This is a genomic window from Aliihoeflea sp. 40Bstr573 (genome assembly GCF_024105655.1).
GTDB lineage: Bacteria > Pseudomonadota > Alphaproteobacteria > Rhizobiales > Rhizobiaceae > Aliihoeflea.
Map to the genome: position 1 here is coordinate 222,418 of NZ_JAAAMH010000005.1, position 17,515 is coordinate 239,932.

Annotated in this window: 20 protein-coding genes and 1 tRNA gene; 8 read left to right on the top strand and 13 right to left on the bottom strand. The window is 63.7% G+C overall.

Annotation, left to right across the window (positions count from 1 at the left end):
• Positions 1 to 7: 7 nt before the first annotated feature.
• The 7 genes from GTK01_RS09160 to GTK01_RS09190 form a co-directional block, all read right to left on the bottom strand.
• Positions 8 to 835, bottom strand: coding sequence for an outer membrane protein (locus GTK01_RS09160; RefSeq protein ID WP_252925568.1), 828 nt, complete (start codon positions 833 to 835; stop codon positions 8 to 10).
• A gap of 139 nt (positions 836 to 974) precedes the next feature.
• Positions 975 to 1,856, bottom strand: coding sequence for a 3-hydroxybutyryl-CoA dehydrogenase (locus GTK01_RS09165; protein WP_252925569.1), 882 nt, complete (start codon positions 1,854 to 1,856; stop codon positions 975 to 977).
• A gap of 129 nt (positions 1,857 to 1,985) precedes the next feature.
• Positions 1,986 to 2,915 (bottom strand): electron transfer flavoprotein subunit alpha/FixB family protein, encoded by a 930-nt coding sequence (locus GTK01_RS09170; protein ID WP_252925570.1) that lies wholly within the window; start codon positions 2,913 to 2,915, stop codon positions 1,986 to 1,988.
• Between the two features lie 25 nt (positions 2,916 to 2,940).
• Positions 2,941 to 3,687, bottom strand: a complete 747-nt coding sequence (locus GTK01_RS09175; protein ID WP_252925571.1) for an electron transfer flavoprotein subunit beta/FixA family protein — start codon at positions 3,685 to 3,687, stop codon at positions 2,941 to 2,943.
• A 167-nt stretch (positions 3,688 to 3,854) separates the two neighbouring features.
• Positions 3,855 to 4,613, bottom strand: coding sequence for a rhomboid family intramembrane serine protease (locus GTK01_RS09180; protein ID WP_252925572.1), 759 nt, complete (start codon positions 4,611 to 4,613; stop codon positions 3,855 to 3,857).
• A gap of 6 nt (positions 4,614 to 4,619) precedes the next feature.
• On the bottom strand, positions 4,620 to 5,201 hold the full coding sequence (locus tag GTK01_RS09185; RefSeq protein WP_252925573.1) for a cob(I)yrinic acid a,c-diamide adenosyltransferase: 582 nt from the start codon (positions 5,199 to 5,201) through the stop codon (positions 4,620 to 4,622).
• A gap of 1 nt (position 5,202) precedes the next feature.
• Complete coding sequence (locus GTK01_RS09190) at positions 5,203 to 5,403, bottom strand: twin transmembrane helix small protein (RefSeq protein WP_024587019.1); 201 nt, start codon at positions 5,401 to 5,403, stop codon at positions 5,203 to 5,205.
• A 262-nt stretch (positions 5,404 to 5,665) separates the two neighbouring features.
• Here GTK01_RS09190 and GTK01_RS09195 point away from each other — a divergent pair, with 262 nt between their 5' ends.
• A complete protein-coding gene (locus tag GTK01_RS09195; protein WP_252925574.1) occupies positions 5,666 to 6,520 on the top strand; it encodes a YihY/virulence factor BrkB family protein in 855 nt (284 codons plus the stop codon).
• Here GTK01_RS09195 and GTK01_RS09200 read toward each other — a convergent pair.
• Entirely contained in the window at positions 6,487 to 7,380 is an 894-nt protein-coding gene (locus tag GTK01_RS09200; protein ID WP_252925575.1) for a DMT family transporter, read from the bottom strand. The two genes, GTK01_RS09195 and GTK01_RS09200, sit on opposite strands and share 34 nt — an antisense overlap.
• A gap of 145 nt (positions 7,381 to 7,525) precedes the next feature.
• On the opposite strand from GTK01_RS09200, the gene GTK01_RS09205 reads away from it, so the two are divergent.
• On the top strand, positions 7,526 to 7,819 hold the full coding sequence (locus GTK01_RS09205; protein WP_252925576.1) for a hypothetical protein: 294 nt from the start codon (positions 7,526 to 7,528) through the stop codon (positions 7,817 to 7,819).
• On the opposite strand, the gene gluQRS is transcribed toward GTK01_RS09205, so the two are convergent.
• On the bottom strand, positions 7,816 to 8,691 hold the full coding sequence (gluQRS, locus tag GTK01_RS09210; RefSeq protein WP_252925577.1) for a tRNA glutamyl-Q(34) synthetase GluQRS: 876 nt from the start codon (positions 8,689 to 8,691) through the stop codon (positions 7,816 to 7,818). The genes GTK01_RS09205 and gluQRS overlap by 4 nt on opposite strands.
• A 70-nt stretch (positions 8,692 to 8,761) precedes the next feature.
• Here gluQRS and GTK01_RS09215 point away from each other — a divergent pair, with 70 nt between their 5' ends.
• Together GTK01_RS09215 and GTK01_RS09220 are read left to right on the top strand one after the other, a co-directional pair.
• Positions 8,762 to 9,442 (top strand): DNA-3-methyladenine glycosylase, encoded by a 681-nt coding sequence (locus GTK01_RS09215; RefSeq protein WP_252925578.1) that lies wholly within the window; start codon positions 8,762 to 8,764, stop codon positions 9,440 to 9,442.
• Between the two features lie 93 nt (positions 9,443 to 9,535).
• Positions 9,536 to 10,093, top strand: a complete 558-nt coding sequence (locus GTK01_RS09220; RefSeq protein ID WP_252925579.1) for an HNH endonuclease — start codon at positions 9,536 to 9,538, stop codon at positions 10,091 to 10,093.
• Positions 10,094 to 10,120: 27 nt separating this feature from the next.
• Here the strand turns inward: GTK01_RS09220 and GTK01_RS09225 are convergent, their stop codons facing one another.
• Both GTK01_RS09225 and GTK01_RS09230 read right to left on the bottom strand, forming a co-directional pair.
• Positions 10,121 to 10,627, bottom strand: a complete 507-nt coding sequence (locus tag GTK01_RS09225; protein ID WP_252925580.1) for a disulfide bond formation protein B — start codon at positions 10,625 to 10,627, stop codon at positions 10,121 to 10,123.
• Positions 10,628 to 10,638: 11 nt separating this feature from the next.
• Positions 10,639 to 11,220, bottom strand: a complete 582-nt coding sequence (locus tag GTK01_RS09230) for a YqaA family protein (RefSeq protein ID WP_252925581.1) — start codon at positions 11,218 to 11,220, stop codon at positions 10,639 to 10,641.
• Positions 11,221 to 11,370: 150 nt separating this feature from the next.
• Between GTK01_RS09230 and GTK01_RS09235 the strand changes: the two genes are divergently transcribed.
• Positions 11,371 to 11,455 (top strand) — tRNA-Leu (locus GTK01_RS09235).
• Between the two features lie 40 nt (positions 11,456 to 11,495).
• Here the strand turns inward: GTK01_RS09235 and GTK01_RS09240 are convergent.
• Positions 11,496 to 12,281, bottom strand: a complete 786-nt coding sequence (locus GTK01_RS09240) for a helix-turn-helix domain-containing protein (RefSeq protein WP_252925582.1) — start codon at positions 12,279 to 12,281, stop codon at positions 11,496 to 11,498.
• A gap of 109 nt (positions 12,282 to 12,390) precedes the next feature.
• On the opposite strand from GTK01_RS09240, the gene GTK01_RS09245 reads away from it, so the two are divergent.
• The 3 genes from GTK01_RS09245 (at position 12,391) to GTK01_RS09255 (ending at position 17,233) form a co-directional block, all read left to right on the top strand.
• Positions 12,391 to 13,965: an ABC transporter substrate-binding protein gene (locus GTK01_RS09245; protein WP_252925583.1), complete on the top strand. Its 1,575-nt coding sequence runs from the start codon at positions 12,391 to 12,393 to the stop codon at positions 13,963 to 13,965.
• A gap of 85 nt (positions 13,966 to 14,050) precedes the next feature.
• The gene (locus GTK01_RS09250; protein WP_252925584.1) at positions 14,051 to 16,045 is read left to right on the top strand and encodes a CocE/NonD family hydrolase; all 1,995 of its coding nucleotides are present in this window, start codon (positions 14,051 to 14,053) and stop codon (positions 16,043 to 16,045) included.
• A gap of 147 nt (positions 16,046 to 16,192) precedes the next feature.
• On the top strand, positions 16,193 to 17,233 hold the full coding sequence (locus GTK01_RS09255) for an aldo/keto reductase (protein WP_256483795.1): 1,041 nt from the start codon (positions 16,193 to 16,195) through the stop codon (positions 17,231 to 17,233).
• Positions 17,234 to 17,238: 5 nt separating this feature from the next.
• On the opposite strand, the gene GTK01_RS09260 is transcribed toward GTK01_RS09255, so the two are convergent.
• Positions 17,239 to 17,484 carry a hypothetical protein gene (locus GTK01_RS09260; protein WP_252925586.1) on the bottom strand — a complete coding sequence of 82 codons (246 nt, stop codon included), beginning with the start codon at positions 17,482 to 17,484 and terminating at the stop codon, positions 17,239 to 17,241.
• Positions 17,485 to 17,515: the final 31 nt, after the last annotated feature.

The following is a 17,515-nucleotide window of genomic DNA, read 5'->3' on the forward strand; positions in this document are numbered from 1 at the left end:
GGGAAGATCAGAAGCGGTAGGAAATCTTCGCGGTAACCGTGTGGAAATCGAAATCGCCGTCGGTGCCAGTCAAATTCGTGCCGCCGGGATTGCTTCCCGCGCCGCCACCTGCGCCGCCGAAAGGACCGCCCTGCAGGTTTGCCTGGAAGTCGTTGTCGCCGAGGTTGGTGTAGAGATATTCGAGGCCGATCGACCAGTTCTGCGTCAGGCGCGCTTCGACGCCGCCGCCGACCGTATAGCCGAAATCACTGTCCTGACCGCCGGAGGTAGTGACCGTCGTTGCCGGCGACCGCGCGCCCTGCCGATAGTTGAAATCGACGTCGCCATAGGCCAGACCGCCGGTGACGTAGCCGAGGAAGTTCTCGCTGAATGCGTAACCGAGACGGCCACGCAGCGTCGCCAGATAGTCGAGATCGCGCGAGATCACATACTCGGCCGGCGAACGCGAGAAGGCGCGCTGTTCGTCGCCGATATCCGTGTAGTTCACGTCAAGAATGGCGCCGTAGACGATGTTGCCTGCCTGCCAGTCATAACCGACATGGACGCCGCCGACGAAGCCGTCCTCGAAGTCGCCATTGGCGTTGAAGCCGCCGGGAGGATCTCCTGCTACGCCCGGGGAGAACGGGGTTACCAGCGCCGCTGTGAACGGATCGAGCTGGACCTGTCCGGTCGAACCGAAGCCATAGCCGGCCTGGATGCCGGCGTAGAAACCGGCCCAGCTCACATTGGACACCACGTCCATCGGCATCGGGGCCGGTTCGTTGTAGATGACGTCGGCGGCCATTGCCGAGCTGGCAGCGAAAGTCGCGGGCAGTGCAAGTAGAATACGCTTCATGAATTTGCCCTCCAGTTGAGACGATGCAGCAACGAAGGGGTAGGCGGGGAGTTGCACAACCCCAAGTAAACTAAGACGTGATCGCGTTCGAAATCGGGCAACGTGACAAAATTGCCATAATTTAGAAAACGCGCGGAAATCAACGCGTTGGCACGGGGTGCTCGCCGCGGTAGTCGTAGAATCCGCGGCCCGACTTGCGGCCGAGCCAGCCGGCTTCGACATATTTCACCAGGAGCGGGCAGGGCCGGTACTTGGAATCCGCAAGCCCGTCATGAAGCACCTGCATGATCGAGAGGCAGGTGTCGAGGCCGATGAAATCGGCCAGTTGCAGCGGGCCCATCGGATGATTTGCGCCCAGTTTCATGGCCGTGTCGATCGCCTCGACCGAGCCAACACCCTCATAGAGCGTGTAGATCGCCTCGTTGATCATCGGCAGGAGAATCCGGTTGACGATGAAGGCCGGGAAATCCTCGGCGACCGTGATCGTCTTGTCCAGACTGGCGACGAATGCGCGGGCGGTCTCGAAGGTCGAATCCTCGGTCGCGATGCCGCGCACGAGTTCGACCAGCTTCATTACCGGCACCGGGTTCATGAAATGGATGCCGATGAAGCGTTCCGGCCGGTCGGTCTGTGCCGCAAGGCGCGTGATGGAGATCGACGAGGTGTTGGTCGCGAGGATGGCCTCGGGATTGAGGAGCGGGCATAGCTGCGCATAGATCTTGCGCTTGATCGTCTCGTCCTCGCTCGCCGCTTCGATGACGAGGTCGCAATCCGCGAGTTCTTGAAGGCTGGAGGCGGGCAGGATCGAGTCGAGCGCCTTGCGGCGGCTTTCCTCATCCAGCTTGCCGGAATGCACCTGCCGGGCAAGGTTGCCGCTGATCGTGGCGATGCCCGACTCGATCCGCTCGGACGAGATGTCGTAGACCTTCACCTTGTACCCTGAGATCGCCGCGACATGCGCGATACCGCCACCCATCTGGCCAGCGCCGATCACGCCGATCGTCCTGATTGTACCCGTCATCGTGATGTAATCCCGTCGAGCCGCCTTCGTATGGGCGTCTTCACTTCATATTGCGGTGCAAAGTAAAAGGGCGAGACTGGTTCGTCCAGTCCCGCCCGCTGTCATTTGCAACAATTCCCGACGGCTGTGTCAGAGCGCCTTTTCGAGCTCCGGAAGCACGGTGAAGAGATCGCCGACGAGGCCGTAATCGGCGACCTGGAAAATCGGCGCTTCCTCGTCCTTGTTGATGGCGACGATGACTTTCGAGTCCTTCATGCCGGCAAGATGCTGGATCGCGCCGGAAATGCCGGCTGCGATGTAGAGCTCGGGGGCGACGACCTTGCCGGTCTGGCCGACCTGCCAGTCGTTCGGTGCGTAGCCGGCGTCGACGGCCGCGCGGCTTGCGCCGACGGCAGCGCCGAGCTTGTCGGCGATCGGCAGCATGACCTCCTCGAACTTCTCCTTCGAGCCCAGCGCGCGTCCGCCCGAGATGATGATCTTCGCCGAGGTCAGTTCGGGGCGATCGGACGCAGCGATGCGGTTTTCGACGAAGGTCGAAAGGCCCGGATTGTCGGCGGCCGAAACGCTTTCCACCGAAGCCGAACCGCCTTCGCCGGCGGCCTGGAAGGAGGCGGTGCGAACGGTGATCACGCGCTTGGCGTCAGTCGACTGCACGGTCTGGATCGCGTTGCCGGCATAGATCGGGCGCTTGAACGTATCGGCGGAGACGACCTCGACGATGTCGGAAAGCTGCATCACGTCGAGGAGGGCGGCGACGCGCGGCATCACGTTCTTGGCCATGGTGGTGGCCGGCGCGATGATCGTGTCGTAGCCGTCGGCTAGCTTGACGATAAGGGCGGCGAGCGGCTCGGCAAGGCGCTCGGCGAGCTCGTCGGCCTCGGCCAGCAGAACCTTGCGCACGCCGGCCAGCTTGCCGGCGGCATCGGCCGCAGCCTGCGCGCCCTTGCCCGCCACCAGCACGTCGACGTCGCCGCCGATCTGGGAAGCTGCCGAGAGCGCCTTGACGGTCTGGTCCGACAGGGTCGCGTTGTCGTGTTCGGCAATCAGAAGAATAGCCATGTTGTCTGTTCCTTTTGCCTTGAAATTACAGAACGCCGGCGGACTTGAGGCTCGCCACCAGTTCGGCGACGTCCTTGACCTTGACGCCCGCCTTGCGGCCGGCCGGCTCCTCGGTCTTCAAGACCTTCAGATGCTGCTTGACTTCCACGCCGTAATCGGCGGCGGACTTCTCGTCGAGCGGCTTCTTCTTGGCCTTCATGATGTTCGGCAGCGAAGCATAGCGCGGCTGGTTGAGGCGAAGATCGGTGGTCACGATTGCCGGCATCTTGGCCTCGATCGTCTGCAGGCCGCCATCGACCTCGCGCGTGACCTTGGCTTTGTCGCCCTCGATCTCGATCTTGGAGGCGAAGGTCGCCTGGCTCCAGCCGAGCAGGGCGGCGAGCATCTGGCCGGTCTGGTTGGCGTCGTCGTCGATCGCCTGCTTGCCCAGGATGACGAGGCCAGGATTTTCCTCTCCCACGACGCCCTTCAGGATCTTGGCGACGGTCAGCGGTTCGGTGGTCTCGTCGACCTTGACGAGGATCGCACGGTCGGCGCCCATCGCAAGGGCGGTGCGCAGCGTTTCCTGGGCCTGCTGCGGTCCGATCGAGACGACGACGATCTCTTCGGCCTTGCCGGCTTCCTTGAGACGGATCGCCTCTTCGACGGCGATTTCGTCAAACGGGTTCATCGACATCTTCACATTGGCGAGGTCGACGCCCGAGCCGTCCGCCTTGACGCGGATCTTGACGTTGTAATCCACCACCCGCTTGACGGGGACCAGAACTTTCATTCGCTTGAGACCTTTCCCTTGGATGCAGCGTCTGCATCTAACAATGTGCACGGCTCGGCACTTGTCAGAAATCGACATTCCGGGGCTGCCCGGCACAATCGCGGCGGACCGTAGTTTGTGGCGGAATGAGCGTCAATAGCGCGCTCGGCCCTCAAAACGGTTGAATTTCACTGGTCCCAGGGACCGCGTGGCCGCGCCGGATCGCCGGCAACCGGCGCGACGATCGCCGCTTGCGGCGTGACGATCCGGCGGTCGAGCAGCGGCACCTCCGGTCGTTTCAGCGCGACCAGCAGGACGGCGCCGGCGAGGATGCCGCCGATATGGGCGGCCCAGGAAATCTGGTCCTCCCCTGCCAGCGCGAACATGATGAACTGGAACCCGATCCACAGCGCCAGGACGATCCAGGCGGGGATGCGCAAGGGAAGCCGGCCGAAAGCCAGCACCCAGATCTTCACGCGCGGGTGGAGCAGGAGGTAGGCCGAGACGATGCCGGCGACGGCACCCGAGGCGCCGATCAGCGGAACTTCCGAAAGGGGCGCCATCATTCCATGGAACCACGCGCCGGCGACCGCGCAAAGAAGGTAGAAGGCGAGGAATTTCCAATGTCCCATAGCGTCCTCGACATTGTCGCCGAAGACCCAGAGGAACAGCATGTTGCCGCCAAGATGCAGAAGATCGCCATGCAGGAAGGCGTAGGTGACGTAGGACGCCTTGCCGGGAAGAATGGCGAGTTCAGGCGGCAGTTCGACATGGTCGAAGGCAACGGAGGGAATGTAGCCGTAGGAATAGGCAGCGGCCTGCGTCGCCTCCCACCCGCCGGCCACGCTCCAGAAATAGACAATGACGTTCACCGCGATCAGGCCGACCGTGACATACTGCGCCTTGATGAAACGGAGGCGGTTGGCGTCGTGGAGCGGAATGAACATGCGTCGTCAGCGGTTCTGTCCGGGCACCCACAGGACGTCGGCTCGGCCGTCGTCGTTGACGGCGCGGGCGGCCACGAAGAGGAAGTCGGAAACGCGATTGATGTAGCGTATCGCGTCGGCGCCGACGATCTCGCCCTCCACCCGCGACAGTTCCACCATCATCCGTTCGGCGCGGCGCGTGACAGTGCGCGCAAGGTGAAGCGCGGCCGCGGCGGGCGAGCCGCCCGGCAGGACGAACGTGCGCAGCGGCTCGAGGCGCTTGTTCAGGACGTCGATATCGGCTTCGACGCGCGCGACCTGCGACGCGACGATACGCAGCGGCTCGTAGGGCAGGGGCTTGCCGGTGTCGGGCGCGGCCAGATCGGCGCCGAGGTCGAACATGTCGTTCTGGATGCGCACGAGCATGGCGTCGATTTCGCGATGGGCGGTCTCGGTGTGGACGCGCGCCATGCCGATGCAGGCATTGGCCTCGTCCACCGTGCCGTAGGAGGCGACGCGCAGGTCGTATTTTGGCCGACGCTCCCCCGAACCCAATGCCGTCGTGCCGTCATCGCCGGTGCGGGTATAGATGCGGTTCAAGATGACCAAGTCAGCCTCCGGACTGGCGGGAGAAATAGAGCGCCAGCATGACGAAGACGAGCGCCAGGAACTGCAGGACGACGCGCGCCTGCATCAGCTTGTTGGACGTGTTGCCGGAGCCGCCGCGCATCATGTTGATCAGGCCGCGCACAAGAACGAAGGCGACCGCGACCATGAACAGGACGGCAATGACGTTGAAGACGGTGGACATCTGAATTCCCGATTTGGAAAGAAAAGCGCCGCAAGACGTTGAGGAATGCGCGGCGCGCATTTGGACATGAGGTTGGCATGCATTATGGAGCGCAGCCGTGCAATCTTCCAGTGGCGGCGGCCGATTGCCTCACGGCTATCGAGTTTCGGGCAAGCCGGCCGCTCTAGAAGTGAAACCGGAAGTTGGCTGAAACCGTATCGTCAACTGATCTGGAACAACGTTTCGAGGCTCGGGATTGGTCGATGTCTTTGCTGGTCCGACGATGATCCGACAGGTTGTCGCGACGAAGCGGGTGCTGGGTGACGCACTCGGGCATTTCAACAATGACGACGGCTGGGCGATGGCGAGCCATCTGGCCCTGTCGGCGCTGCTGGCGTTGTTTCCGTTCCTGATCTTCGCCACGTCGCTCGCCAGCTTCCTCGGTGCCAAGGCGTTTGCGGACACCGCCGTCCATCTCGTCTTCGACACCTGGCCGGATGAAATCGCTTCCCCGATCGCCTATGAGGTGACCAGCGTGCTCACCGTCCAGCGCGGCGATTTCCTTACTCTCGGCGTCATCATCGCTGCCTTCTTCGCGTCCAACGGCATCGAGGCCTTGCGCGTCTCGCTCAATCGCGCCTACCGGGTCAGCGAAACGCGGTCGATCTTCACGTTGCGGCTGCAGAGCCTCGCCTTCGTCTTCATCGCGACGGTCGGATTCGTCGTCGTCTCGGCGCTGCTCGTCGTCGCGCCGCTGATCGCAGACCTTGCCCAGGAGCATGTCCCCTGGCTTGAGCCCTATATGGGCACCATCACGATCTGGCGATTCGTTGTTGCGTCACTGGTCATCGTGACTGGTCTGGTCGCCGTGCATTTCTGGCTGCCGGCCGGCAAACGGCGCTTCGTCGACATCGTGCCCGGCATCATCTTCACGCTGATCGGCTGGGTGATCGGGTCGACGGCATTTGCGAACTACCTGTCGCAATTCTCGTCCTATGCCACGACCTATGCGGGCCTTGCCTCGATCATGATCGCGCTGGTGTTCCTTTACATCGTCTCGGTGATCTTCATCATGGGCGGCGAGCTCAATGCCGCGATGAAGCGCTATTTCGAGGCCCGCGCGCGCGTTCCGGGCTGAGCCCTTCTCGTCGCCACGGCCACACCGATGGTCGTCAGCACCATGCCGCCGATCTGCAGCGCGTTGAGCGTCTCGCCAAACAGCACCCAGGCGATGAGCGCCGTCACGGACGGCACGAGGTAGAAGAGCGACGACACCTTCGCCACCTCGCCCTCGCGGATGAGATACATCAGCAGGAAAATCGCGCCAACCGAAAGGACCAGCACCAGCCAGGCCATGGCGAAGACCAGATCGCCGGTGAGGCGATAGGTCTGCGTTTCGAATGCGAAGGTCGCGACGAGCATCAGCGCGGCGCCGCCGACATATTGCCAGATCGTACCGACGACGAGATCCCCGCTCGCCACGAAACGCTTTTGCCAAACCGTTCCGGCACTGATCGCAAGCATGGCGACGAATGCTGAAACGAGCGTCGCCGCCGTCACGCCGCCGAGCGCGCCGAGCTTGGGCGCAAGCACGATGGCGACGCCGGCAACGCCGAGCGCCATGCCTGCCCAGTGTCTGCCCGTTAGCCGTTCACTCAGGAACGCTGCCGCCATCATCGCGGTTGCGAGCGGTTGCAGGCCGACGATCAGTGCCGAAAGTCCCGCCGGCATGCCGTTGTGGATCGCCCAGAAGACACCGCCCAGATAGACGCCGTGGATCAGCGCGCCAGCAATCATTGCGTGCGCCGCCTGCCGGCGATCCATCGCGCGCCAGCGGATGGCGATGAGCAACAGCCCCAGGAGAGCGATCGTCAGGGCGAAGCGGACCGCGAGGAAGACGAAGGGCTCGGCCCACGGCATCGCATAACGCGCGCCGATGAAGCCAGTTGACCAGAGCAGTACGAAGACGATTGGGACGAGGCGGATCAGGAGCGGCATTAAAACTCGCGCGGTTCTTGTGCAGTCGCTCTAATTGCGTTGCGATGCGCAAGCAATTCGAAAGAATTGAAGCGCACTCTTATGTTCGATGCGGGTGAATGCAGACGGGGCGCATCCTTGACCCTTGGAGGGAAAGGATAATCGCATGCTTTGGAATCTGAGTTTCATCTGGCTGTGCATGGCGGTGGCATCGGTTGCGATCCTGTCGTTTCTGCTCGGGCTTTGCATGGACGCGATCATGGGCCCCGACGGCTTCGGGCCGATCGGCAATACGGTCGTGCTCATCGCCGGCTTCTTCCTGACGATCGCGCTCTACAACCATGTCGGTCATAAGTTCGTCGATCTGCGGATCGCGACGACCCATGGGCTCGGGGGCGCATTCGTGACGGTGGCGCTTCTGGCGGGACTGAAGGCGATCGGGAGCCGGATGCGGCTCTAGAGCCCGACCATCCGCCGGATGTCGTTCGGGGTCAGGCCAGCCGTGCGCAGGGCTTCGAGCCCGGTGTCGCCGCGGCTCTTGGACAATTTGCGTCCATCCTCGCCCAGGATGAGATCATGATGCAGATAGACCGGCGGCGACAAGCCGAGCAGTTCCTGCAACAGCCGCTGGCCCGACGTCGCATGGAAAAGATCGCGTCCGCGCACGACATGGGTGACGTCCTGGATCGCGTCGTCGACGACGACCGATAGTTGGTAGCTCGTCGGCACGTCCTTGCGCGCGACGATGAAATCGCCCCAGACGCGCGGATCAGCCGATATCAGGCCGGTCTCGCCTTGCGGGCCCGAGCCCTGCTCCTGCCAGTCGAGCTTGCCCGAAACGCGCTCCATCGCCGCGTCGATGTCGAGCCGCCATGCAAAAGGCGCGCCCGCCTCGATGCGCGCGCGGCGCTCGTCTTCCGGCAATTCGCGCTCGATCGTCGGATAGAGCGGCGCGCCGTCCGGATCGCGCGGCCAGTCCGCCCCTCGCGCTTCCTCCTCGGCGATGACAGCGCGGACGTCGCCGCGCGACAGGAACGCGGGATAGACGAGTTCGGCCTCGACAAGGCGGTCGAGCGCCTCCCGGTAGTCGTCGAGATGGCCGGACTGGCGGCGCACCGGTTCCTCCCACTCGAGCCCCAGCCATTCGAGATCGTCGAGGATCGCGCGCTCGAACCGCGGCCGGCAGCGCTCGCGATCGATGTCCTCGATCCGCAGCAGGAAACGGCCGCCAACCTGTCGCGCCAGATCGTGGTTCAAGAGCGCGGAATAAGCGTGGCCGAGATGGAGCGGGCCATTGGGGCTCGGCGCGAAGCGGAAGACGGGTTGCGACATTGACAGGTGAAGAGCGTTGCAGGGTTGATCGTGCGATTGCTACGCTGGATCGGTGAGGAGGACAAATGCCATGCGCCGTATCGACACGCCGGACGACATCGCCGAGGGGCTGAGCGCGCTTGTCGCCGCAGATCCGCGCCTGGCGGACGTCATCCAGACCGCCGAAGAGGTGACGCTTCGGCGCAGTGAGCCGGGTTTCGCCAGCCTCGTCTCCATCATCGTGTCGCAACAGGTGTCGCGCGCCAGCGCGCAGGCGATGATGCGCAGGCTTACCGCGCTCGCCGACCCGCTGACACCACACGCTGTCGCCATGGGCGGGCCGGACATGCTGCGCGAGGCCGGTATCTCGCGGCCGAAGCAGCGCGCGATCCTGGCGCTTGCCGAAGCGCTGGACGCCAGGACCATCGACCTCGAAGCACTGTGCCTGCTTGATGCCGAGGAGGCGATCGGCCATCTGACGGTGCTGCCGGGCATCGGTCCGTGGACGGCGCAGATCTATCTTCTCTTCTCCGCCGGCCATCCCGACATCTTCCCGGTCAAGGACGTCGCGCTGCAGAATGCCGTCGGGCGCGCCTTCGCCATGGACGTGCGGCCGAGCGAGCGCGAGCTGCACGCTATCGCCGCAGCATGGAGCCCGTGGCGCGGGGTCGCGGCGCGGCTGTTCTGGGCCTATCACCATGCCACGATCGGGCGGAGTGCCGCGCCGATGCTGACGCCCGCCGACGCCGACCCGCAAACGCGCTTGGGATAAGCGACGCAGCGTCAACAAGTCGCTTCACATCCCTGTCACGTCGGGCTTACATTGTCGGCGAAGGATCGCTGTCGACTCGAAGGAGATCAGGTCTTGACGGTTGCCGTCTCGCCGGATGGCTTGCCTGCACTGGTGCTGAATGCGGACTACCGCCCGCTCAGCTATTACCCCTTGTCGCTCTGGTCCTGGCAGGATGCGATCAAGGCCGTCTTCCTCGACCGCGTGAATATCGTGGCCGAATACGAGCACGCCGTATCCTCGCCCACCTTCAGCATGAAGCTGCCGAGCGTGGTGTGCCTCAAGAGCTACGTGAAGCCTTCGCGCCACCCCGCCTTCACTCGCTTCAACGTCTTCCTGCGCGACCGTTTCCAGTGTCAGTATTGCGGCACGCACGAGGACCTGACCTTCGACCACGTCACGCCGCGTCGCTGCGGCGGCGCCACAACCTGGGAAAACGTCGTCGCGGCCTGTTCGCCGTGCAATCTGAGGAAAGGCGGCATGCTGCCGAGCCAGGCCCGGATGTGGCCGCGGCAAAAGCCCTACCAGCCGACCGTTCACGACCTGCACAATAACGGCCGGCTCTTCCCGCCCAACTATCTGCACGAAAGCTGGATCGACTATCTCTACTGGGATGTCGAGCTGGAGCCCTGACGGACGACTTTTCGAGCCATTGCGCGGCTACGCTTTCCTGAACGCGGCAACGTAGCCGATCGCGGCGAGGACGAAACTCGCCACCGCGTTCCATCCTGCGAAGGACAGGCCGAGGAAGCGGCCCGCCGCCTGGTCGCAGGAGGGCGGGATGACGCTGTTTAGCGAATCGAGCAGGCTGCCGCCGCTTGGCGCGGGCGCCACGACGCCGCAATCGGACGGCCCCAGCCACCAGCCCCATTCGACGCCGGCATGGAAGACGCCGAGATATAGGCTCCAGGTCATCAACAGTGCGCCGGCGAGCAGGATGCCTCGAACGAGGATGGGCGGCGCCTTGGCAAAGGCTGCGATAAGCCCCGCGATCATGACCGGAGCGCCGATATAATAGGGCGTGCGCTGTTCCAGGCACAGCTTGCAGGGGATGTAGCCGGCCAGGTGTTGAAATCCGAGCGCGGTCCCGACCGTTACGGTCATGCCGACCGCCAGAACCGCGAGCGCGCCCTGTTGCAAACGTCCGATCGGGTCGGTCAGAGCCATGTTGCGTCCTCTTAGAACATATAGCGCACGGCGACGAAGCCGCCGATCAGCAGAACCACGAATGCGGTGAACAAAAGGCCGAGATGCCTTTCGATGAAGAGGCGGATCGGCTCGCCGATGCGATAGAGCAGCCAGGCAACGAGGAAGAAGCGCAGGCCGCGTCCGATGATCGAGACGACGATGAAGATTGCAAGGTTGAAACCGGTGGCGCCGGAAAAGATCGTCAGAACCTTGTAGGGGAAGGGCGTGACCGCGCCGAAGAGGATGCCCCAGGCGCCCCATTCATTGTACCAGTTCGCCATCTGATCGAAGGCGTCTTCCTTGCCGTAGAAAGCGAGGATCGGCCTGCCGACTGCCTCGAACAGCCAGGCGCCGATGGCGTAGCCCAGAAGTGCGCCCAGCACGGATGCGATGGTGCAGATCAGCGCATAGCGCAGCCAGCGGCGGCGCTCGGCGAGCACCATGGGGATGAGGATCGTATCCGGCGGGATCGGAAAGAACGAGCTTTCGATGAAGGAGACGCCGCCGAGCGCCCGTTCGGCATGGCGCGTGCGCGCCAGCGACATGGTCCAGTCGTAGAGCTTTCGAAGCATCTTGCCCCTCATTGCAGTCCGGCAGAGCTAGAGCCAAACGGCAACCAGTGCAACGCGTTTTCACTATTGCACAGGGGCGATATTCCGGTTGACGGGTTTGGGTCTGACCGTATAGTCCGCAGCCATCCCGAGGCGCTTCGCGCCTTTTGGGCCCCTGTGGCGGAATTGGTAGACGCGCTCGACTCAAAATCGAGTTCCGCAAGGAGTGCTGGTTCGATCCCGGCCAGGGGCACCACGATTTCTTCCAGACATCGAGCGCGCAAGCAGCACGGCGATCAGCCGGCGGTGAGCGGCTGCGCCTCGGACAGGTAGCCTGCGACCACCGAAGGTATCTGGGCTGAAGCCCAATCGTAGGTGCCGCAGCTTCCAAGGAGTTTTCGCAAGTCTGGATGGGTGCCGTCGAAACGCCAGATCATACGCGATGCGTAGGGCTGGTTGTCCTTGCGCCAGGAGATGCCCATGGTGAGCCCGCGCAGATAAAGACGCTGATGGATTTCGAGCGGCAGCATGATCGTCTGCCCGAAAGTCGGCGCATCGCCGCGGGTGCGCTCCGTCACGAAGATCCGACCGCGGCGATAGGCGGCCAGACCATCGTAGCGCGACCGCTGCCGGATGCCGCTTGCCGCGTCCTCGATCCGCTCCAGCGACGTCACCGCGACCTTGCCCTCGTGTTCGCGCAAATGGGTGCACGAGCAGACGACCTGGCCCGGCCACGAAAGCGAGACGTGCCAGGTCTGGTAGAAGCCGAGATATCTGCGCAGTTCGGCAATGTCGCCGGGAAACGCGTCGTCGAGCGGTGGCGCAGGCGCAGCGGTGGCCACCCGGCGTCTGGCCATGACAGCCCTGAATTCTTCTGGACCCCGCTCGAAATCGACCGGATCGAGTTCGAACGCATGCGCGATTCTTGCAAGATTGTAGGGCGAGGGGCGAGACTGTCCGGAAATGTAGCGGTTGAACTGCTGGCGATTGAAGCCGTGCGTGCGGCAGAAGTGGGAGACGGACGGCATCGTGGCGCAGGCCTGGCGCAGGTTCAGGGCGAGCACTGTCGTATCGATTGGCATCACGGTAGCGTAAAGTAGCTCAAGTCCGCGTCAAGGCGCGAAATTGTCTTGCTCGATCGTTTCTCCAAGAATGCCCCCATCTCAGCATCGACCCGGAAGGATTATCGCCATGACGCTCGACCTGTCCAAGAGACGCGCTCCGTTCAAGCTCGATCGCCGCGGCTTTCTCCATGGCAGCGCGCTGGTCGGCATTGCCGCCGTGTCCGGCATTCTTGGCGGTCCGGCAAGCGCGCAGGAACCCAAGCGCGGCGGGACGCTGCGGCTGGGTCTTGATGGCGGGTCGACGGCCGATACGCTCGATCCGGCTATTGCCGCCGCCACCTTCGCATTCGTCCTGTGCCACTGTTGGGGCGACACGCTGGTCGAATCCCATCCCGAGACGGGCGAGGCGCTTCCATCGCTTGCGAAATCCTGGGACGTCTCCGATGACGGTATCACCTGGACGTTCCAGATACGCGAGGGGGTCGAGTTCCATGACGGCAAGCCGCTGACCGTCGACGATGTCGTCGAGACCCTGCGGCGCCACGCCGACGAAGGCTCGCAGTCCGGCGCGCTCGGGCTCATCGGCGATATCGAGCGCATCGAGGGCGAAGGAAACGAACTCGTCATCACCTTGAGCGAACCGAATGCCGATTTGCCGCTGGTCCTGACCGACTATCACCTGCAAATCCAGCCCGGCGGCGGGCGCGACGACCCCAATGCCGCGATCGGCACCGGCCCCTTCAAGCTGACCAACTTCACGCCGGGCGTGCGCGCGACTTTCGAGAAGAACGCCAATGACTGGCGCGACGACCGCGGTTTCGTCGATGCCGTCGAAATCACCGTCATGAACGATGCCACGGCCCGCAACAGCGCGCTTACCTCCGGCCAGGTCGATCTGATCAACACGGTCGACCCCAATACGGCAACGTTTCTGGGACGCGCGCCGAATGTCGAGATCCTGCGCACCGCCGGCAAGGGGTTCTATTCCTTCCTGATGCATTGCGATACGGCGCCCTTCGACAACAACGAGCTGCGCCTCGCCCTCAAATACGCGATCGACCGCGAAGCGATCCTGCGGCAGGTCGTCGGCGGCTTCGGCACCATCGGCAACGATTATCCGGTCAACGAGAACTACGCGCTCGCACCGACCGATATCGAGCAGCGCGTCTACGATCCGGAAAAGGCGGCCTTCCATTTCAGGCAGTCCGGCCATGAAGGGCCGATCCTGCTGCGCACGTCCGAGGCCGCGTTCCCCGGCGCGGTCGAGGCCGCACAGCTATTCCAGCAAAGCGCGGCGGCGGCCGACATTCCTCTGCAGGTGCAGCGCGAGCCTGATGACGGCTACTGGTCCGAGGTCTGGAACGTCCAGCCCTTCTGCGCTTCCTATTGGGGCGGTCGCCCGACGCAGGACGCGCGTTACATGACCTCCTACGTGTCCAACGCTGAATGGAACGACACGCGGTTCAAGCGGCCCGAATTCGACAGGATGGTACGCGAGGCGCGCGCCGAACTCGACGAGGATCGCCGCCGGGCCCTCTATCGGGAGATGGCGCTCATGATTCACAATGAGGGCGGGGCGATCATCCCGGTCTTCAACGACTATGTGAATGCCGCGGGCAAGCATGTGCGCAACTACGTTCACGACATCGGCAACGACCTTTGCAACGGACGTGTCGCAAGCGTGGTCTGGCTCGACGCCTGATCCGTCACCCAAGACGAAACCGTCAGCCTGCGCGGACGTGATCCGCGCAGGGCTTCCTGCCGCATTGCCCATCGAGGCCAGCAAAATGACAGAACGCAACTTCACCGTCATCGAGAACGAATGGATCTACCTGAAGGACGGCACCCGCCTTGCGGCGCGCATCTGGATGCCGGACGACGCCACGAGCGCGCCCGTTCCCGCGGTGCTGGAATTCCTGCCCTATCGAAAGCGGATCGGCACGGCGCCGCGCGATGAATCCACCTATCCGGTCTTTGCTGCGGCCGGCATTGCCGGCGTGCGCGTCGACATTCGCGGCTCGGGCGAATCCGACGGTGTCATCGACGGGGAATACACGCCTCTCGAATTGGCCAATGCCTTGGAACTGATCGAGTGGATCGCGTCGCAGCCATGGTCGAATGGCAGCGTCGGCATGATGGGGATTTCATGGGGCGGGTTCAACTGCCTGCAGGTCGCGGCGCTGAAACCGCCTGCGCTCAAGGCGGTCATCTCGATCGCCTCGACCGTCGATCGCTACAATGACGACATCCACTACAAGAACGGAACGCAGCTCGCCGCTCAACTTTCCTGGGCGGGCACGATGCTGGCCTATCAGTCCCGATCTCCAGATCCCGCGGTCGTCGGCGAACGATGGAAGGAGATGTGGCTCGAAAGGCTGGAGAACGAGCCGTTCTTCATGGAGGACTGGCTGTCCCATCAGCGTCGCGACGACTTCTGGCGGCATGGTTCCATTTGCGAAGATTTCGACAGCTTCCCCGTTCCCGCGCTCGTCATCGCCGGTTGGGCGGACGGCTATCGCAACACGCCCCTGAAGGCCGTCGAGGGAATGCCCGGCAAAGCAAAGGCGCTGATCGGTCCCTGGGTCCACAAATATCCCCATTTCGCCTACCCCAAGCCGCGCGCCGATTTCCATGGCGAGGCGATCGCCTGGTGGAATCGCTGGCTTCGCGATGGCGGTGATGCGGCGGAAGAAACGCCGCAGGTCCGCGCGTTCATTCTCGACGGCCCGCGACCGGCATTGTGGCGCGAAAGCGATCCGGGCTACTGGGTTGCAAAGGATCGGTGGGCAGCACCCGCCATGCTCGAACTGCAACTAGACGAGGCGCATCGGCTGGTGGCCAGCCCGCAGCAGCGGGCTGCAGGGCGCGCGCTCTTGCGCTCGCCGCTCGACACAGGCACGGCAGCCGGCGAGTGGTTCACGAGCAGCCCCGATGCGGAACTGGCGGGCGATCAGCGCACCGACGATGCCGGGTCCCTCGTTGTCGAAGGCGATGTTCTGGACGACGAACTCGTCATTCTCGGCCGCCCGGTCCTGCGTATCCGGCTGGCAAGCGACAGCCCGCTCGCAAACCTCGCCGTCCGTCTGGTCGACGTTCATCCGGACGGCACGGCAACGCGCGTTTCGTACGGCGTGCTCAATCTGGCGCATCGCAATGGCAATGCGCAGCCAGAACCGCTGACGCCCGGCGAAGACCATGCGTGTGCGGTCGAACTCGATGCGTGCGGCTACCGGTTCGCACCCGGCCACCGCATCCGCCTGTCGATCTCGACCGCCTACTGGCCGACCATTTTGCCGCCGCCCTTCGATGCGAAACTCGACATCGATCTGTCCGCGCTTGCGTTTTCCCTGCCGCTCATCGGCGCGCATGAGCGGATCGATCTTCCGGCGCCGCCGAATCCCGACCCGCTGCCGAAATACGAGCCGGTGTCGCCTGGCGAATCCAGACGGTGGGTGGAGCGCGATCTCCAGAACGGCGTCACGCGTTATCGCATCGTCGATGATGGCGGCCTCAACCGTCACCCCAAAAACGGACTCGCCTCGCGCGACCGCCGGGACGAAACATGGACGATCGCCGCGAACGATCCCTTGTCGATGACCGGCGAAACACGCTGGACCTGCGTTCTGTCCCGCGAAGGATGGGAGACGGTGACGCACTGCGTGTCGACTATTGCCTGCGACGAAGGGCACTGGCTGATCAGCGACAGCGTCGATGCCTCCCACGATGGCGAGACGGTGTTTTCGCGCCGCCGGGAGCGTCGAATTCCCCGCGACCACATGTAGGAAAACCGCCGCGCCGGGCATGTGCGGTGGTGCTCGCTTGTCGCGCCACCGCTTCAAATCCGTTCCGGGTGCATTTTGCCCTACAACTGGGCGCTCAAGCATGTGAGAAAGAGCAAGTCACCCGCCGTCGTATCGACAGCGCGGCGGATGACGGTCCGATGCTGCGCTTTGCAGCCCTATCCCGATCCGTTGGAGAGTTGTCCGTTGATAAAGCGTAGTCTTGGCAGAGATGGTCCTGAAATTGGCGCAGTCGGACTGGGCTGCATGAGCTTCGGCGGCATTTACGGGGCGACTGACATGGCCGAGAGCCACCGCACGCTCGCCCGAGCTCTCGATCTTGGCGTCGACCATCTCGACACAGCGAACATCTACGGCGAAGGCGTTGCCGAGGAAGTGATCGGCGCGTTCATCAAGGATCATCCGAACCGCTTCACCATCGCCACCAAGGCGGGAATCAAGAACCGGCCGGTGCGCGGCTTCGACAATTCGCCCGAGCATCTGCGCTCTTCGCTCGAAGCCTCGCTGAAGCGCCTTGGCGTCGACCATGTCGCGCTGTTCTACGTCCATCGGCGCGAGCAGTCGCGGCCGATCGAGGACGTGATGGAGACGCTCGTCCGCCTGAAAGACGAAGGCAAGATCGGTGCGATCGGCCTGTCGGAGATCGCGCCGTCGACGCTGGAACGCGCCAGTGCCGTTCATCACGTGGCCGCCGTCCAGAACGAGTATTCGCTGTGGACACGGCTTCCCGAGCTTGGCCTTTTGCAGGCGACGAAACGTCTGGGCACAGCGCTGGTCGCGTTCTCTCCCGTCGGCCGAGGCGTATTTTCCTCACCTGCCGTCGATCCCTCGAAATTTCGGGAGGGCGACTTCCGACGCCTCAACCCGCGCTTCATCGAGCCGAATTTCGGCTACAACAGCGCCTATATCGCCAGGTTCGCGGAGTTTGCGAAAGCGCGCGGCCTCTCGCCGGCGACGCTCGCCATCGCCTGGACCCTGGCGCGGGGGGACCACGTCATCCCGATTCCCGGAACGCGCAGCGCCGCGCATCTGGAAGAAGACGCCGCCGCGGCGGACGTCGTGCTCTCACCTGCGGACCTCGAGGCTATCGAGACGATCCTGCCGGTCGGCTTCGCGCATGGCGACCGCTACTCGGAGACCCAGGCCGTCGGCCCGGAGCGCTATTGCTAGGGCGGTCAGCGCACGAATGCGGTGATTGAGGCGCCGACGAGCACGATGGCGATCAACAGCAGCACGAGATAGGCGCGCTTCTTGTCGAACATGACGGCAAAGGAGCAGAACCAGACCGACACCGCGCCGCCCAGCGCGTAGAGGAAGGTCGGCTTGTCGGTCCACATCAGCCCGGCAAGCATCAGCCCGCCTATGATGAGGCTGCCGAAGACGATCATCAGGCTAAGGGCGAATCTATCGGAATCCATCAATCATCTCTCGTCGCACCGCATTCGACGCAGG